A 15,956-nucleotide genomic window follows, 5' to 3' on the forward strand; every position below is an offset into this window, starting at 1 on the left:
TCAGTTCGGTGGCGTACGCTTCCCTGCGCTACCTGCCGCCCTCTGCAAAACTGAAGGGCAAAAGCAGGCAGGCTGCATTGTTATGAAAGCGGGTCGCGCGGATGTGCTTAGCTGTTTTTATCAACTTTGCGTTCGATGGCTTTCAGGCGTTTGCTTATGTCATCGATATTCATCACCAGCGCTGCCGTTTTACGCCAGGCTTTGTTCGGTTGCAGTGGGATCCCTGAGGAGTAAACGCCCGGTTCTGTGATGGGACGCATTACCATGCCCATACCGGTTACGGTTACTTTGTCGCAGATCTCCATATGGCCGTTAATGACGCTGGCGCCGCCAATCATACAGTAACGTCCAATCTTCAGGCTACCGGCCATGATCACACCACCCGCAACGGCTGTATTGTCGCCAATTACAACGTTGTGGGCAATCTGACACTGGTTGTCTATGATAACACCATTGCCGATCAGAGTGTTATCCAGCGCACCGCGATCGATGGTAGTGCAGGCACCAATCTCTGTCCGGTCACCGATGATAACCGTACCAAGCTGAGGGATTTTTACCCAGTTACCACGATCGTTAGCATACCCGAAACCATCCGCGCCAATGACAGTGCCTGACTGAATCAGACAATCCTGACCGATCTGAATCTCATGATAAATCGTCACGTTGGCCCAGAGACGCGTGCCGCTGCCAATCCGGCTCTTTTTCCCGACAAAGCAGCCAGCGCCAATCACGACGTTATCACCCAGCTCTACGCCAGACTCAATAACCGCGTTCGCGCCTACCGAAACATTCTGTCCCAGCGAGGCGGAAGGATCGATCACCGCGCTGGGCGCGATATTCTGCGCGGGCTGCGGCGTGGTGTCCAGCAGTTGTGCCATGCGGGCATAGGTAAGATAAGGGTTTTTCACTACCAGGGCGGCAGTATTGCACCATTCCAGATCCGCTTCCGTCAGCACCACGGCTGACGCCTGAACGCTGGCGAGCTGCTCGCGGTAGCGGCTGTTGGCAAGAAAAGTGATTTGACCAGGGGTGGCGGATTGCATAGAAGCAATGCCGGAGATGACGATATCGCCATCTCCGTGCAATTCTGCATCCAACTGCTGGGCTAAATCAGCCAGTCGAATTGATGACATCAATTATTTAACCTGTTTCAGCACGTCAGCAGTAATGTCTTTCGCATTAGCGGCATACGCTACGGCGTTAGCATCAATCACGACATCGTAACCATCGCTGTCCGCCACTTTCTTCACGGCATCCTGAATGCGGCTCAGCAATTTGTTACGCTCTTCCATCTGGCGACGACGGTTATCCTGCTCGAAAGACTGGGCTTTGCTGGAGAACGCTTCGCGCTGTGACATGATGTCTTTTTCCATGCGGCTACGCTCGCTCGCCTTCATGGTAGAAGCATCACGCTGCAGTCTCTGCATTTTGGTCTGCAGATCGCGCTCCTGGCCCTGCAGCTCAGTTGCGCGGCCTTTGAACTCATTCTCAAGCTGTTTAGCAACGGTCGCACGTTGCGGTAACTGCTGGAAAATGCTGGACACGTTTACCACTGCAATTTTGTCAGCAGCCTGAACGCCAGCGGAAACCGCTAAAGCAAGACCCAGACCTGCGGCACACAACAACTTTTTCACTATAAACTCCTTACCATCAACGTTTGTGTCTGCGACACAGTGTTTGGCTTGCTTAGCGCTTACTGCGCTAAGCCATGCCGTACTTCGCTTCCGCTTCCCTGCTCAGAGCATTACCAGGTTTTACCGATGTTAAACTGGAACTGCTCTGCTTTGTCTCCCTCGACTTTCTTCACCGGCTGGGCATAGGAGAAGACCAGCGGGCCCAGTGGTGACATCCACTGCAGCGCCAGGCCTGCAGAGACGCGAATGTTGTTAGGATCGCTGTAGTCCGGAATATCTGCAGCACGTGTTGCCGCCGTGTTCTGCCAGTTGGTATCCCAGACGGTACCGGCGTCCACAAACAGTGAGGTGCGCACAGAGTTAGCGTACTTCTCACTCAGGAACGGCGTCGGCGTGATCAGCTCCAGGCTGGCAATCGCCATCGCGTTACCCCCCACCGCATCATCTGACTTACAGATCCCGTTTGGATCGGTCAGATTACATGAGGAGGAGCGATCGTTAAGATAAGCAGCTTTCGGACCAATGGTATTGGAACGGAAACCACGTACCGTGCTGGAGCCGCCGGCATAGAAGTTCTCATAGAACGGCATCTCTTTATCCCCGATGCCGTCACCATAGCCCACGCGGCCGCGACCCAGTACTACCCAGGTGCCATCACGGTTCAGCGGCACATACTGCTGGGTATCCAGCGTGGCTTTATAGAACGCGTTGTCTGAACCTGGAATCGTCACCTTACCGTTCAGGTTGGTGCGGTTACCGCGCGTCGGGAAGAAGCCGCGATCCAGCGTATTGTAGGTCCAGCCATAGTTAAAGGTAAAATCATCCGCAGAGAAATCGCCTTTATTATTGAGTCCCTGAGGACGCCCGACCGAATCGAGGTAACGCCACATTGCTACCTGTGGGCGCATATTCGACAGATCGTTATGCACGTAGCCTAAGCCGACGCGCAGCGTGTTGTTCTCATTAACCGGGAAGCCCAGCGTGCCATCAACACCGTAACTCTTGTTGGTGTAGTCTGACAGATCGGCATCGTCCGCTTTAAAGTCGTTGTAGAACAGGCGACCGCCCAGACTCACGCCGTCAACCGTGAAGTACGGATCGGTCAGTGAGAACTCAGCATAGGTCTGATAATCGTTTTTGGTACCGCTGATGCCAACGGTGTTACCGGTGCCGAGCCAGTTGTCCTGGGTAACACCTACCTGGAAGCTGACGCCGCTTTCAGTACCGTAGCCCACACCAAAGTTAAAGGTACCGGTGTTGCGCTCTTTAACTTTGTAGACCACATCAACCTGATCCGGTACGCCCGATACACGCTGCGTATCCACATCGACGGTTTCAAAATAACCGGTGCGGTTCAGACGCTCTTTACCCTGGTCAACCAGATCGCTGCCCAGCCATGCGCCTTCCATCTGACGCATTTCACGGCGCAGTACGGCATCTTTTGAAGTGTCATTGCCTTCAAAACGGACTTTACGCACGTAATAACGATTACCGGCATCAACGTTGATATGCAGCTTAACGGTTTTGTCAGCGTCGTTGATTTCCGGCTGCGTCATGACGCGCGGATAGGCATAGCCATAGCGACCCAGCAGCTTTTTGATATCATCTTCCATCTGCGTCACTTTGGTGCCGTTGTAAAGCTCACCGTTCGGGATTTTGGTCAGATGTTCAATTTCTGCTGAGTGGCCCGCCATGCTGCCGTTCACGATCACGCCAGCAATTTTATACTGGTCGCCTTCGTTGATGTTGACGGTGATGTAGATGCCTTTTTTATCCGGCGTCAGGCTGACCTGTGTAGAGTCGATGTTAAAGCGCGCATAACCGCGATCCAGATAGAAGCTGCGCAGCGTCTCAAGGTCGCCGGCCAGTTTCTGCTTCTGATATTTGCGATCGCCGACCACGTTCCACCACGGCACTTCATCACGCAGCTGGAAGCGGGAGATCAGTTCATCAGAGCTGAACGCTTTGTTGCCCACGATGTTGATCTGCTGAATTTTGGCAGAGACCCCTTCCTGGAAAACAAATTTCAGATCGACACGGTTACGCGGCAGCGGTGTCGCAATCGCTTTTACGCTGGCGGTATATTTACCCACGCTGTAGTAAAAATCTTCCAGTCCCTTCTCGATTGAAGAGAGCGTGGTACGATCCAGCGCTTCACCTACGCGAATGCCTGACGCTTCGAGGTTCTGCTTCAGCTGATCCTCTTTCACCGCCTTGTTACCGGAGAAGGTGATGCTGGCAATAGTCGGACGCTCTTTCACCTGAACAATCAGGGTCGTTCCGTCACGTAAAACCTGCACATCTTCAAAATTGCCGGTGGCAAACAGTGAGCGAATAGTGTTTCTGATATCATCATCATTCACCGTATCACCGACGCGTACCGGCATGCTAAGCAGAGCCGCGCCGACGGCGACTCGCTGGAGACCTTCGAAATGAATGTCGTTCACCACGAAATCGTCTGCACCGTAAACGGTGGCGCTGCTAAACAGCAGCGACGCTATGAGCAACTTTTTCATCGCCATCGTTGTTATGCGTTTTCCTAACACATCCCGCACCTGTTTCCGTCCCGGACGTTACAGGCGAGAGAAATCATTGAAAAGTGCAAGTCCCATTAACAGCACCAGCAAAATTGAGCCGATGCGATAACTGAAGTCCTGAACTCGCTCAGACACCGGTCCCCCTTTGATCTTTTCGATCGCCAGAAAAAGCAGATGCCCACCATCTAAAACCGGTAATGGAAACAGGTTGATGATGCCCAGATTGACGCTAATCAGCGCCAGGAACATCAGATAGTAAATCACCCCGTACTCCGCTGATAAACCCGCACCCTGCGCAATCGAAATCGGGCCGCTCAGGTTATTCAGCTTTACATCACCTGTAATCAACTTACCCAGCATTGACACCGTAAGCTTCATCAGCTGCCAGGTTTTGACCCCTGCCTCACCGATAGCGGCCACCGGTCCATACTGTTTCACCGTTTTATACGCGTCAGGCAGCGGCTGCACGCGCGGAATAACGCCTGCGAACCCCTCATCAGGCTTGCCCGGCTTCGCGGCTGGCGTCAGCGTCAGACGCTGCTGTTCACCCTTTCGCTCAACCTCAAGCTGCAGCGGTTTATCCGGATTATCCCGCACCAGGCTGGCAAAAGCCTGCCACTGCGTTAACGGCTGACCATCGACTTTAACGATCCTGTCGCCCGCTTGCAAACCGGCAGCGCTGGCGGGTGAATTAGCCTGTATTTCTGCCAGCGTGGTTTCAATCTGCGGCCCGCGTGGGCGAATGCCGAGCGCCACCACCGGATCCTGCTTATCTGGCTCAAACTGCCAGTCGCGCAGATCAACCCGCTTCTGCTGCGTGACGCTTTCGCCAAACTGAGACACTGTCAGCGTGGTACTCTCATCGCCGATTTTCCCAATCAGGGCCATGCGCACAGCATCCCAGTCAGGCGTTTCGATACCGTCAACTGCGTTAAGTTCCATGCCAGACTGAATTTGCGCTTCCGCCGCAACGGAGCCGCTCACAATTTCGCCAACCACCGGCCGTACGCCGGGCACGCCGTGCATAAAGACCAGCCAGTAAGCGAAAATAGCGAAGAGGAAATTGGCAACCGGACCTGCGGCGATGACAGCTGCACGCTGCAGCACAGTTTTGTTGTTAAACGCTTCGTGACGGCGCTCAGCGGGAACGCTCTCTACACGCTCATCCAGCATTTTGACGTAGCCGCCAAGCGGGATCAGCGCAATCACATACTCTGTCCCCTGCCGGTCAGTACGTCGCCAGAGGGCTTTACCGAAACCGATAGAAAAGCGCTCGACATAGATGCCACAGCGCCGCGCCACCCAGAAGTGGCCAAACTCATGCACGGTGATCAGCACGCCCAGTGCGACGATAAAAGCAGCAAAACTCCAGAGAATGCTTAACATAGTTGCTGCTCCTAGAGGGTATGAAACACCAGCAGCAGCAGGCAGGCAAACACCGGCACGGCTGCTGTCAGGCTATCGATACGATCGAGGATACCGCCGTGGCCGGGGATAAGATTTCCACTGTCTTTGATGCCCGCTTCACGCTTGAACATGCTTTCTGTGAGATCGCCCAGTACGGAGGCAAGCGTGGCAACAACGGCACAGGCAATCAGCGTACCCGGCGCCACCGTCAGCGGAGCCAGCAGCGCAAACAGCCAGGCGATGATAGCCGAGGAGAGCAGTCCGCCAAAGAAACCTTCCCAGGTTTTACCCGGTGAGACTTTAGGTGCCAGCTTGTTTTTGCCGAACAGACGACCAAACATATAGGCACCCGAGTCCGCGCCCCAGACCAGCAGCATAACGAACAGGAGCCACCAGGCGCCGGCAAAGTGATCGGTGTCGTAGTGATACTGGCGCAGGGCGATCATGCCCCAGAAAAACGGCACAATGGTCAGCACACCAAATAGCAGACGTAGCGGGCGCGAGCCGCGCCATAGCGCGGCAGAGGCGGGATAGAACAGCACCAGGAATAGCGCAACGATCCACCAGCCAAGTGCCGCCCAGAGCGAGCTTTCCAGCTGAGGCTGGTGCGCATCGTGTGAATAGGACGGTAAGGTAAACAGCATCGCTGACAGCAGCAGACCACAGAGCAGTGCCAGCCAGACGCGCTGCTGACGGGTAGCCATGCCAGACAGCTGCCCCCACTCCCAGGCGGCAAGCATGCAGATAGCAATCGTGGTAATCGCGAAACCAGACAGCGGTAACCAGAATAGCGCAGCGATCACCAGCGGAATCAAAATAAACGCGGTGATCAGACGAGACTTCAGCAAAGGTTACCCCCAGGTAGCTCAGGCGCCGCCTGGTGCAGCGCCGCCATAGCGTCGCTCCCGCAGAGAGAATGCATTCAGTGCACCTTCAAAAACATGTTCATCAAAATCAGGCCAAAGAACATCGGTAAACCAGAACTCAGCATAGGCTATCTGCCACAGCAGGAAGTTGCTGATTCGATGCTCTCCCCCGGTCCTTATCACTAAATCCACCGGCGCCAGCTCCTGCATACAGAGGTAGGGAGCAAGGCTTTCTTCGGTTATCTGGTCAGGACGCAGTAGCCCTTCCTGAACCTGTTCGGCCAGTTTCCTGGCACCCTGGATAATATCCCAACGGCCACCATAGTTGGCAGCAATGTTGAGGGTCAGTCCATTATTTTGTTGAGTCAGTTCCTCGGCGCGGCGAATGCGTTCCTGAATACGACCAGAAAAACGACTGATATCACCAATAATGCGCAGACGCACATTATGTTTATGCAGGCTCTTTACTTCACTGTCGAGAGCCCAGATAAATAATTCCATCAACGCCGTCACTTCCTGCGGCGGTCGGCTCCAGTTTTCACTGCTGAACGCATAGAGCGTTAACGCTTCCAGCTTGTGACTGACCGCAAAGCTGACGGCACGGCGAACCGATTTTACCCCGGCTTTGTGGCCTGAAATACGCAGTTTGCCCTGATTTTTTGCCCAGCGACCATTACCATCCATAATGATGGCCACGTGACGTGGTGTGCAGTACGACCCGTCATCGATTGTATTGTGATTGTTGGACGACATAACGCGTAATAATTCCTTTCATCAGAAATGCTGTGTTTTCTGAATACATTGCGCCTGCGGCAAAGGCCGGCTCGTAAGCCGGATGACATCGAAACAATGTCGTGCCGTAAAACGCGAGCGACTATACCATTTTCAGCCAGAGCGAACAAATAGCGGGGCTATCAGCCAGCCAGAGAGACGCGTGACAGCAATGCCGTTGCACGCTGCCGCGCCAGCCGATCGATTTCCAGCACATCATCAATACTGGCGGGCTCCGGACAACTGAGCGTCCCCAGTACTTCGCTGTTGAGGGCGGCAATATCGGTAAAGCGAATCTGATGCTGCAGAAACGCTGCTACCGCGATTTCATTTGCTGCATTCAGCGTCGTCGTGGCCGCCTGCCCTGCAGTACACGCATCAATTGCCAGCTTCAGGCAGGGATAGCGCACGTAATCGGGTTCAGCAAACGTCAGTGCTTTCATTCGGGTGAAATCAAGCGGCGTAACGCCAGCGGCGATGCGTGCAGGCCATGCCATGCTGTGAGCAATCGGTGTGCGCATATCAGGCGAGCCCAGCTGCGCCAGCACGCTGCCGTCACAATAACGCACCATAGAGTGGATCACCGACTGCGGGTGCAGGATGACCTCCATTTGCGCGTCAGTGGCGTTGAACAACCAGCGGGCTTCAATGTATTCAAGACCTTTATTCATCATAGTGGCCGAATCAACGGAAATTTTGCGCCCCATCGACCAGTTCGGATGCGCACAGGCCTGATCCGGCGACATTGTAGCCAGATCTGCCAGTGGCGTGTCACGAAAAGGACCACCCGATCCCGTAAGGAGAATCGAGTCGATCCCGTTCTCCCGCAGATCAGCGTACCCCAACTGATGCTGTATGGAAGCGGGCAAACTCTGAAAAATGGCATTATGCTCGCTATCAACCGGCAGCAGCTGCGCCTGATGCTGACGCACCGCCTCCATAAACAAGCGGCCGCATGTGACAAGTGACTCTTTGTTGGCCAGCAGTACGGTTTTCCCGGCATGAATTGCTGCCAGCGTCGGCTGCAGGCCCGATGCGCCGACAATCGCCGCCATCACCTGATCAACATCATCCAGCGCCGCCAGCTCGCAGGCTGCCTGAACGCCGGAGAGCACTTCGGTATCAACGTTGAGTGCTTTCAGTCGCTCACGCAGGTCGGCAGCGGCAGTCTCATCAGACATCGCTGCATAGCGCGGCCGGAACTGGTGACACTGCTCAGCCATCAGCGCGGCATTCTGCCCTGCTACCAGCGCAGTGACCTGATAAAGTTCAGGATTCGCGGCCACAACCGCCAGTGTACTGGTGCCAATTGAGCCGGTGGATCCCAGAAGGGTTAATCGCTTCATCATGCTATCCCTGTGAAGTCATCATGGGTGCCCGCAACGGCGCCAGGCACAATGTAAAACGCCGCCAGAGTGCATTCGGTACGAATACGGCTCTGAACGGCGTTTTATATCTGTTACAGGCAGGCAATCACCTGCCTCCAGCAGATACAGACCGGGCTGACAGACTCAGAAGTCCATCAGCTCCTTCTCTTTTTCAGCCAGCGCAGCATCAACGTGCTTGATGTGAAGGTCGGTCATTTTCTGGATTTCATCCTGTGAACGACGTTCGTCATCTTCGCTGATCTCTTTATCTTTCAGCAGCGCTTTAATCTTATCGTTGGCGTCACGGCGAACGTTACGCACGGAAACACGTCCCTGCTCTGCTTCGCCACGTACGATTTTGATCAGATCTTTACGACGCTCTTCTGTCAGCGCTGGCAGCGGAACACGGATATCGGTACCGGCTGAACTTGGATTCAGGCCGAGATCAGACGTCATGATCGCTTTTTCAACGGCCGGGCCCAGAGAGCGGTCAAACACGTTGATTTTCAGCGTACGGGAATCTTCTACCGTCACGCTGGCGAGCTGACGCAGTGGCGTAGGTGTACCATAATATTCCACCACAATGCCGTCGAGCAGTGAAGGTGAAGCACGGCCGGTACGCACTTTGCTGATGGTGCTTTTGAATGCTTCCACGCACTTATCCATGCGTGTGTCGGCATCTTTTTTAATATCGTTAATCACGTTAAAACCCTTGGATTCGGTTTGACCTGGCCATTTCCGCACGCGTCGGAACTGGTATCGATAAACATCGATCATCCTGCTACCTGCTGCTGACGCATAAGCCGCCTGCAACAGCGATTATGTCAGGTAGTGGCGCAGCGTCAGGCACTGCGCTATCAGAATATACCTTATTTTACCTTGCATCGGATATTAATGCGTAATCAGGGTGCCTTCTTTTTCACCCATCACCACGCGACGCAGTGCACCAGGCTTGTTCATATTGAAGACGCGAATCGGCAGCGCGTGGTCGCGCGCCAGCGTAAAGGCGGCCAGATCCATAACTTTAAGCTCTTTTTCCAGCACTTCAGCGTAGCTGAGCTGATCGTACAGCGTCGCGTCCGGGTTTTTAACCGGATCGGCTGAGTAGACGCCGTCTACTTTCGTCGCCTTCAATACGACGTCCGCTTCAATTTCAATGCCGCGCAGGCAGGCCGCAGAATCGGTAGTAAAGAACGGGTTGCCGGTACCCGCAGAGAAGATCACCACGCGGTTATTACGCAGCAGGCTGATCGCTTCGGCCCAGCTGTAGTTATCACAGACGCCGTTAAGCGGGATGGCAGACATCAGGCGTGCGTTCACATAGGCGCGGTGCAGCGCATCACGCATCGCCAGGCCGTTCATGACGGTCGCCAGCATGCCCATGTGGTCGCCGACTACGCGGTTCATGCCTGCCTGAGCCAGACCTGCGCCGCGGAACAGGTTGCCACCACCAATCACCACACCTACCTGGATGCCCAGCTCAACCAGCTCCTTCACCTCTTGCGCCATGCGGTCAAGCACGCTCGCGTCGATACCAAAACCTTCGGCACCCTGCAGGGCCTCGCCGCTCAGTTTCAGTAAGATACGTTGGTATACAGGTTTTGCGTTGGTCGCCATGGTCAATTCTTCCTGGAGGATAAGATGAATGAGAAGTTAAATCTGGTGAATCATCCGCTTAGCGCGTCAAAAAAGCTATTGGGATGAGACTGAAAATCACTGCGTCAAAACGCAGACAAAAAAGAACCGCCTCGCGGCGGTTCCGGTCATTCATTAAGACTGTTTGGACATTGCAGCCACTTCAGCTGCAAAGTCGGTTTCAACTTTCTCAATGCCTTCGCCCACTTCAAAGCGGATGAAGTTGATGACGTCTGCGCCTTTCTCTTTCAGCGCCTGACCAACAGTTTTGCTTGGGTCAATAACGAAAGCCTGACCAGTCAGAGAGACTTCGCCGGTGAATTTCTTCATGCGGCCTTCAACCATCTTCTCTGCGATCTCTTTTGGCTTACCAGACTGCATCGCGATATCCAGCTGTACCTGGTACTCTTTCTCAACCACATCAGCAGAAACATCTTCTGGCTTAACGAATTCTGGCTTGCTCGCCGCAACGTGCATTGCGATCTGCTTGCTCAGCTCTTCATCAGCAGCAGTGGTAGAAACCAGAACGCCGATACGCGCGCCGTGCTGATAGCTGTTCAGCTGAGCACCTTCCAGTACTGCTACACGACGGATATTGATGTTCTCACCAATTTTAGCAACCAGTGCAACACGCTCTTCTTCGAACTGTGCTTTCAGCGCTTCAACGTCGGTGATTTTGCCGGCAGTTGCCGCATCCAGAACTTTGTCAGCAAACGCCTGGAAACCGCCATCTTTAGCAACGAAGTCAGTCTGGCAGTTAACTTCCAGAATCACGCCGTAGCCTTCAACGATTTTGGTTTTGATCACGCCGTCAGCTGCAACGTTACCCGCTTTTTTCGCAGCTTTGATTGCGCCAGACTTACGCATGTTTTCAATTGCCAGCTCGATGTCGCCGTTCGCTTCAGTCAGCGCTTTTTTGCAGTCCATCATGCCTGCGCCAGTACGCTCACGCAGTTCTTTTACCAATGCAGCGGTAATTTCAGCCATTCCAGAATCCTCGGTTCGTTTCCGGGTGCGTGGGCACGCGCAGAAACCTGTTGCGGAAAATTTACTCTGCCCCGCCAGCCCGTAACAGGGAGCGCGACAGACGGAGATAAATAAAAGGGGCCTGTGCGGCCCCTTATACAGATAACATCTGATGTCTAAGGGCTCTCAGAAAGAGCAATCCTTATTAAGCGTTTTCTAAAGACGCGTCTTCAGCCTGCTCAGCCAGATCCTGTGAACGGCCTTCGCGCACGGTAGTGGCAACAGCAGTCAGGTACAGGCTTACAGCACGGATCGCATCGTCGTTACCAGGGATAACGAAATCAACGCCATCTGGATCAGAGTTGGTATCAACGATAGCAAATACCGGGATACCCAGGTTGTTTGCTTCTTTGATTGCGATGTGTTCGTGGTCAGCATCAACAACAAACAGCGCATCTGGCAGACCGCCCATGTCTTTGATACCACCCAGGCTGTTTTCCAGCTTGGCCAGCTCACGAGCACGCATCAGTGCTTCTTTCTTGGTCAGTTTGTCGAACGTGCCGTCCTGAGACTGAGTTTCCAGATCTTTCAGACGTTTGATTGACTGACGAACGGTTTTCCAGTTAGTAAGCATACCACCTAACCAGCGGTGGTTAACGAAGAACTGGTCGCAGCTCAGAGCTGACTCTTTTACCGCTTCAGCAGCAGCGCGCTTGGTACCAACGATCAGGATTTTACCTTTGCGAGAAGAGATCTTCTGCAGCTCAGCCAGAGCGTCGTTGAACATTGGTACAGTTTTCTCAAGGTTGATGATGTGAACCTTGTTACGTGCACCAAAAATGAATGGCTTCATTTTTGGGTTCCAGTAACGGGTCTGGTGACCGAAGTGAACACCAGCCTTGAGCATGTCGCGCATGGAAACAGTTGCCATGATTACCTCTAAAGTATGTTTGGGGTTGGGCCTCCATGTATCCCATACGACCGACCTCTTTCAAGGCACCCCGGCGTATGTGTCGATACATGTGTGTTTTAGTACACATAATGAGATTTATGCGCTTCCTGCCGTCTCGCATTCGCAAGGCAGCAGAGAATCGTCGGCGCGCTTTATACCATAACAGGTATAAATACGCCAGCGGTTGTTAGCGCAAAACGTGTGCGGCAATCCCGATTTGGCAGCCCATTTGCTGCCTGCTAACATGACTGCCACAGAACTCATTATTGTCGAAAATTTCGGCGATTGCGGAAAAATTCATGGCTATCTCAATTAAAACTCCTGACGAAATCGAAAAAATGCGCGTGGCGGGCCGTCTGGCTGCTGAAGTGCTGGAAATGATCGCCCCTCACGTTGTGCCGGGTGTGACCACCGGTGAGCTTGATCGCCTCTGCCACGAGCACATTACGCAGAAGCAGCAGGCGGTTTCTGCCTGTCTGGGCTATCACGGCTTCCCTAAATCGGTCTGCATCTCGGTAAACGAAGTGGTGTGCCACGGTATTCCCAGCGACGACCGCGTTCTGAAAGATGGCGATATCGTGAACGTCGATGTCACCGTCATCAAAGATGAGTATCACGGCGACACCTCAAAGATGTTTATCGTCGGCAAGCCCACTATCCTCGGCGAGCGCCTCTGCCGCGTGACGCAGGAGAGCCTCTATATCGCTCTGCGTCTCGTGAAGCCGGGCATCCGCCTGCGTGAGCTGGGACGTGCGATTCAGCAATACGTTGAGGCGCAGGATTTCTCTGTGGTGCGTGAATATTGCGGTCACGGGATCGGCAAAGGCTTTCATGAAGAGCCGCAGGTGCTGCACTATGACGCCGACGACAGCGGCGTGGTGCTGCAGGCCGGCATGACGTTTACCGTGGAGCCGATGGTCAACGCAGGCGATTACCGCATCCGCACTATGAAGGATGGCTGGACGGTGAAAACCAAAGATCGCAGCTTGTCCGCGCAGTATGAGCATACTATTGTGGTGACGGAAACTGGCTGTGAGATTCTGACGCTGCGTGAGGATGACACCATTCCGGCGCGGCTGGAAAACGTATAATCCTCTCTCTGCTACACACCGAGCCGGCTTAATGCCGGCTTTTTAATGCGCGAAGGGGCATGTTGATGAGCGGTAACGTGACCGAGGCAGTACACAAAATTCTCACCGATTCACCTGCCGGCTGGGCCGACGACGCCCTGACGCGTGAGCAGCTGAAAGCCGCGCTGGAACAGTTTCAGCACGCGCTGAGCCTCGCTTTTGATGCCGGCAGCGATGTGGAGTCGCTGATCGATACGCGCACGCTATTTATCGATCGCCTGCTGCGACGACTGTGGCGTTTTTTTGGTTTTGATACGCTAAGCGATATGGCGCTGGTGGCGGTAGGCGGCTATGGTCGTGGCGAGCTGCATCCGCTGTCAGACATCGACATTCTGATCCTCAGTCGTCAGCCGCTCAATGAAGCAGCCGCGCAGCGCACCTCTGAACTGATCACGCTGATGTGGGACCTGCGGCTTGAAGTGGGACACAGCGTGCGCACGCTTGAGGAGTGCCTGCTTGAGGGGTTATCCGATCTCACCGTGGCGACCAACCTGATTGAGTCGCGTATGCTGACCGGCGACGTCGCGCTGTTTCTTGAACTGCAGAAAAATATTTTCAGCGAAGGCTTCTGGCCCTCGTCACGTTTTTTCGCTGCCAAAATTGAAGAGCAGCAGGAGCGTCATCAGCGCTACCACGGCACCAGTTACAATCTCGAACCCGATATCAAAAGCAGTCCGGGCGGCCTGCGCGATATTCATACGCTGCAGTGGGTGGCGCGTCGCCATTTTGGTGCCACCACGATGGATGAGATGATGGGCTTTGGCTTTCTGACCGAAGCGGAACGCAATGAAATCAACGAGTGTCAGGAATTTCTCTGGCGTATCCGTTTCGCGCTGCATCTGACGCTGCCGCGCTATGACAACCGCCTGCTTTTTGATCGGCAGCTGACCGTAGCGCATCGCCTCAGCTACTCCGGCGAAGGCAATGAGCCGGTTGAGCGCATGATGAAAGATTTCTACCGCGTAACGCGCCGCATCAGCGAGCTGAACCAGATGCTGCTGCAGCTGTTTGATGAAGCGATTCTTGCGCTGCCAGCGACCGAAAAGCCACGCGCGCTGGATGATGATTTTCAGCTACGCGGCGATCTGATCGACCTGCGCGATCCGGATCTGTTTCAGCGCGAGCCGCAGGCCATTATGCGCATGTTTTATGTCATGGTACGCAACGCCTCGATTAGCGGGATCTACTCAACCACCCTGCGCCAGCTGCGCCATGCGCGCCGCCATCTGCAGCAGCCGCTGTGCCAGATTGCTGAGGCGCGACGCACCTTTATGGCGATTCTGCGCCATCCCGGCGCGGTTAAACGCGCGCTGCTGCCAATGCATCGTCATAGCGTACTCTCCGCCTATACGCCGCTATGGGGCAACGTGGTGGGGCAGATGCAGTTTGACCTGTTTCACGCCTATACGGTGGATGAGCACACGATTCGCGTGCTGCAGAAGCTGGAAAGTTTTGCCGATGAGAGCACCCGGCCAAAGCATCCGCTGTGTGTGGAACTCTGGCCCCGCCTGCCGCAGCCGGAGCTGCTGCTGATGGCAGCGCTGCTCCATGATATTGCCAAAGGCCGCAACGGCGATCACTCAATCCTGGGCGCGCAGGATGCGCTGGAGTTTGCTGAGCTGCACAACCTCAACTCCCGTGAAACCCAGTTAGTGGCCTGGCTGGTACGTCATCATCTGCTGATGTCAGTCACGGCTCAGCGCCGCGATATTCAGGACCCGACGGTGATCCAGCAGTTCGCCGAGGTAATGCAGAATGAGAGCCGCCTGCGCTATCTCGTCTGCCTCACCGTCTCTGATATCTGCGCCACTAATGAGAGTTTGTGGAACAGCTGGAAGCAGAGCCTGCTGCGCGAGCTGTTTTTTGCTACCGAGAAGCAGCTGCGACGCGGCATGGAAAATAGCCCGGATCTGCGCGAGCGGGTGCGCCACCATCGTCTGCAGGCGCTGGCGCTGCTGCGCATGGAGAACCTTAATGAAGAGCGGCTGCACCATATCTGGAGCCGCTGCCGCGCCGACTATTTTCTGCGCCATACGCCTAATCAGCTGGCGTGGCATGCCCGTCATCTGATTGACCATGACCTCAGCCAGCCGCTGGTGCTGGTCAGCCCGCAGGCGACGCGCGGCGGCACGGAAATTTTTATCTGGAGCCCGGATCGCCCCTATCTGTTTGCTGCCGTAGCGGGTGAACTCGATCGCCGTAATCTGAGCGTGCACGATGCGCAGATTTTCACCAGCCGCGACGGCATGGCAATGGACACCTTTATCGTTCTTGAGCCGGATGGCAGCCCGCTGTCACCCGATCGCCACCCGCTGATTATTCAGGCATTGCAGCAGGCGATTACGCAGCAGGAGTGGGTGCCGCCGCGCACCCGACGCCAGTCTGCCCGCCTGAAACATTTCAGCGTGGATACCGAGGTGAAATTTTTGCCGACCCACACTGACCGGCGCAGTTATCTGGAGCTGATCGCGCTCGATCAGCCGGGTCTGCTGGCCCGGGTGGGCGAAGTGTTTGCCGATCTTGGCGTATCGCTGCACGGCGCGCGCATCAGCACCATTGGCGAACGGGTCGAGGATCTCTTTATCCTTGCCAACAGCGAACGGCGTGCGCTGAATGCAGAAATGCGTGATGTGTTACAACAACGGTTGACAGAGGCCCTTAATCCAAACGATAAAGTGTCCTGAATCACAC

13 protein-coding genes are annotated in these 15,956 nt (G+C 54.7%); 2 read left to right on the top strand and 11 right to left on the bottom strand.

What is annotated here, in order from left to right; translation table 11 throughout:
- Nucleotides 1–107: 107 nt before the first annotated feature.
- The 11 genes from lpxD to rpsB all read right to left on the bottom strand — a co-directional run bounded on the left by lpxD (nucleotide 108) and on the right by rpsB (nucleotide 12,114).
- Entirely contained in the window at nucleotides 108–1,133 is a 1,026-nt protein-coding gene (gene lpxD, locus BBA90_RS16455; RefSeq protein ID WP_039382740.1) for a UDP-3-O-(3-hydroxymyristoyl)glucosamine N-acyltransferase, read from the bottom strand.
- A gap of 3 nt (nucleotides 1,134–1,136) precedes the next feature.
- Nucleotides 1,137–1,634 (bottom strand): molecular chaperone Skp, encoded by a 498-nt coding sequence (skp, locus tag BBA90_RS16460; protein WP_065650082.1) that lies wholly within the window; start codon nucleotides 1,632–1,634, stop codon nucleotides 1,137–1,139.
- Nucleotides 1,635–1,744: 110 nt separating this feature from the next.
- Entirely contained in the window at nucleotides 1,745–4,156 is a 2,412-nt protein-coding gene (bamA, locus tag BBA90_RS16465; RefSeq protein ID WP_065650083.1) for an outer membrane protein assembly factor BamA, read from the bottom strand.
- 51 nt (nucleotides 4,157–4,207) lie between these two features.
- Entirely contained in the window at nucleotides 4,208–5,557 is a 1,350-nt protein-coding gene (gene rseP / locus BBA90_RS16470; RefSeq protein WP_065650084.1) for a sigma E protease regulator RseP, read from the bottom strand.
- Between the two features lie 11 nt (nucleotides 5,558–5,568).
- Nucleotides 5,569–6,426 (bottom strand): phosphatidate cytidylyltransferase, encoded by an 858-nt coding sequence (gene cdsA, locus BBA90_RS16475; protein WP_065650085.1) that lies wholly within the window; start codon nucleotides 6,424–6,426, stop codon nucleotides 5,569–5,571.
- Nucleotides 6,427–6,444: 18 nt separating this feature from the next.
- Nucleotides 6,445–7,197 (bottom strand): (2E,6E)-farnesyl-diphosphate-specific ditrans,polycis-undecaprenyl-diphosphate synthase, encoded by a 753-nt coding sequence (gene ispU, locus BBA90_RS16480; RefSeq protein ID WP_065650086.1) that lies wholly within the window; start codon nucleotides 7,195–7,197, stop codon nucleotides 6,445–6,447.
- A 161-nt stretch (nucleotides 7,198–7,358) separates the two neighbouring features.
- Nucleotides 7,359–8,561, bottom strand: a complete 1,203-nt coding sequence (gene ispC, locus BBA90_RS16485) for a 1-deoxy-D-xylulose-5-phosphate reductoisomerase (protein WP_206099917.1) — start codon at nucleotides 8,559–8,561, stop codon at nucleotides 7,359–7,361.
- Nucleotides 8,562–8,726: 165 nt separating this feature from the next.
- Complete coding sequence (frr, locus tag BBA90_RS16490) at nucleotides 8,727–9,284, bottom strand: ribosome recycling factor (protein WP_065650507.1); 558 nt, start codon at nucleotides 9,282–9,284, stop codon at nucleotides 8,727–8,729.
- 189 nt (nucleotides 9,285–9,473) lie between these two features.
- Entirely contained in the window at nucleotides 9,474–10,199 is a 726-nt protein-coding gene (gene pyrH / locus BBA90_RS16495) for a UMP kinase (RefSeq protein WP_039382729.1), read from the bottom strand.
- Between the two features lie 153 nt (nucleotides 10,200–10,352).
- Entirely contained in the window at nucleotides 10,353–11,204 is an 852-nt protein-coding gene (tsf, locus tag BBA90_RS16500; RefSeq protein ID WP_065650088.1) for a translation elongation factor Ts, read from the bottom strand.
- Nucleotides 11,205–11,388: 184 nt separating this feature from the next.
- Complete coding sequence (gene rpsB, locus BBA90_RS16505) at nucleotides 11,389–12,114, bottom strand: 30S ribosomal protein S2 (protein ID WP_039382724.1); 726 nt, start codon at nucleotides 12,112–12,114, stop codon at nucleotides 11,389–11,391.
- Nucleotides 12,115–12,434: 320 nt separating this feature from the next.
- Here rpsB and map point away from each other — a divergent pair, with 320 nt between their 5' ends.
- Nucleotides 12,435–13,226, top strand: a complete 792-nt coding sequence (map, locus tag BBA90_RS16510) for a type I methionyl aminopeptidase (protein WP_065650089.1) — start codon at nucleotides 12,435–12,437, stop codon at nucleotides 13,224–13,226.
- A 65-nt stretch (nucleotides 13,227–13,291) separates the two neighbouring features.
- Complete coding sequence (gene glnD / locus BBA90_RS16515) at nucleotides 13,292–15,949, top strand: bifunctional uridylyltransferase/uridylyl-removing protein GlnD (protein ID WP_065650090.1); 2,658 nt, start codon at nucleotides 13,292–13,294, stop codon at nucleotides 15,947–15,949.
- The last annotated feature ends 7 nt before the right edge of the window (nucleotides 15,950–15,956 follow it).

The organism is Pantoea eucrina (assembly GCF_001691555.1).
Lineage (GTDB): Bacteria > Pseudomonadota > Gammaproteobacteria > Enterobacterales > Enterobacteriaceae > Pantoea > Pantoea borealis.

What these genes read in the sequence shown, in the direction of transcription:
- rpsB (WP_039382724.1), bottom strand. Translation starts at nt 12,114, where the DNA reads ATGGCAACTGTTTCCATGCGCGACATGCTCAAGGCTGGTGTTCACTTC.
- pyrH (WP_039382729.1), bottom strand. Translation starts at nt 10,199, where the DNA reads ATGGCGACCAACGCAAAACCTGTATACCAACGTATCTTACTGAAACTG.
- ispC (WP_206099917.1), bottom strand. Translation starts at nt 8,561, where the DNA reads ATGAAGCGATTAACCCTTCTGGGATCCACCGGCTCAATTGGCACCAGT.
- lpxD (WP_039382740.1), bottom strand. Translation starts at nt 1,133, where the DNA reads ATGTCATCAATTCGACTGGCTGATTTAGCCCAGCAGTTGGATGCAGAA.
- rseP (WP_065650084.1), bottom strand. Translation starts at nt 5,557, where the DNA reads ATGTTAAGCATTCTCTGGAGTTTTGCTGCTTTTATCGTCGCACTGGGC.
- map (WP_065650089.1), top strand. Translation starts at nt 12,435, where the DNA reads ATGGCTATCTCAATTAAAACTCCTGACGAAATCGAAAAAATGCGCGTG.
- ispU (WP_065650086.1), bottom strand. Translation starts at nt 7,197, where the DNA reads ATGTCGTCCAACAATCACAATACAATCGATGACGGGTCGTACTGCACA.
- tsf (WP_065650088.1), bottom strand. Translation starts at nt 11,204, where the DNA reads ATGGCTGAAATTACCGCTGCATTGGTAAAAGAACTGCGTGAGCGTACT.
- bamA (WP_065650083.1), bottom strand. Translation starts at nt 4,156, where the DNA reads ATGGCGATGAAAAAGTTGCTCATAGCGTCGCTGCTGTTTAGCAGCGCC.
- glnD (WP_065650090.1), top strand. Translation starts at nt 13,292, where the DNA reads ATGAGCGGTAACGTGACCGAGGCAGTACACAAAATTCTCACCGATTCA.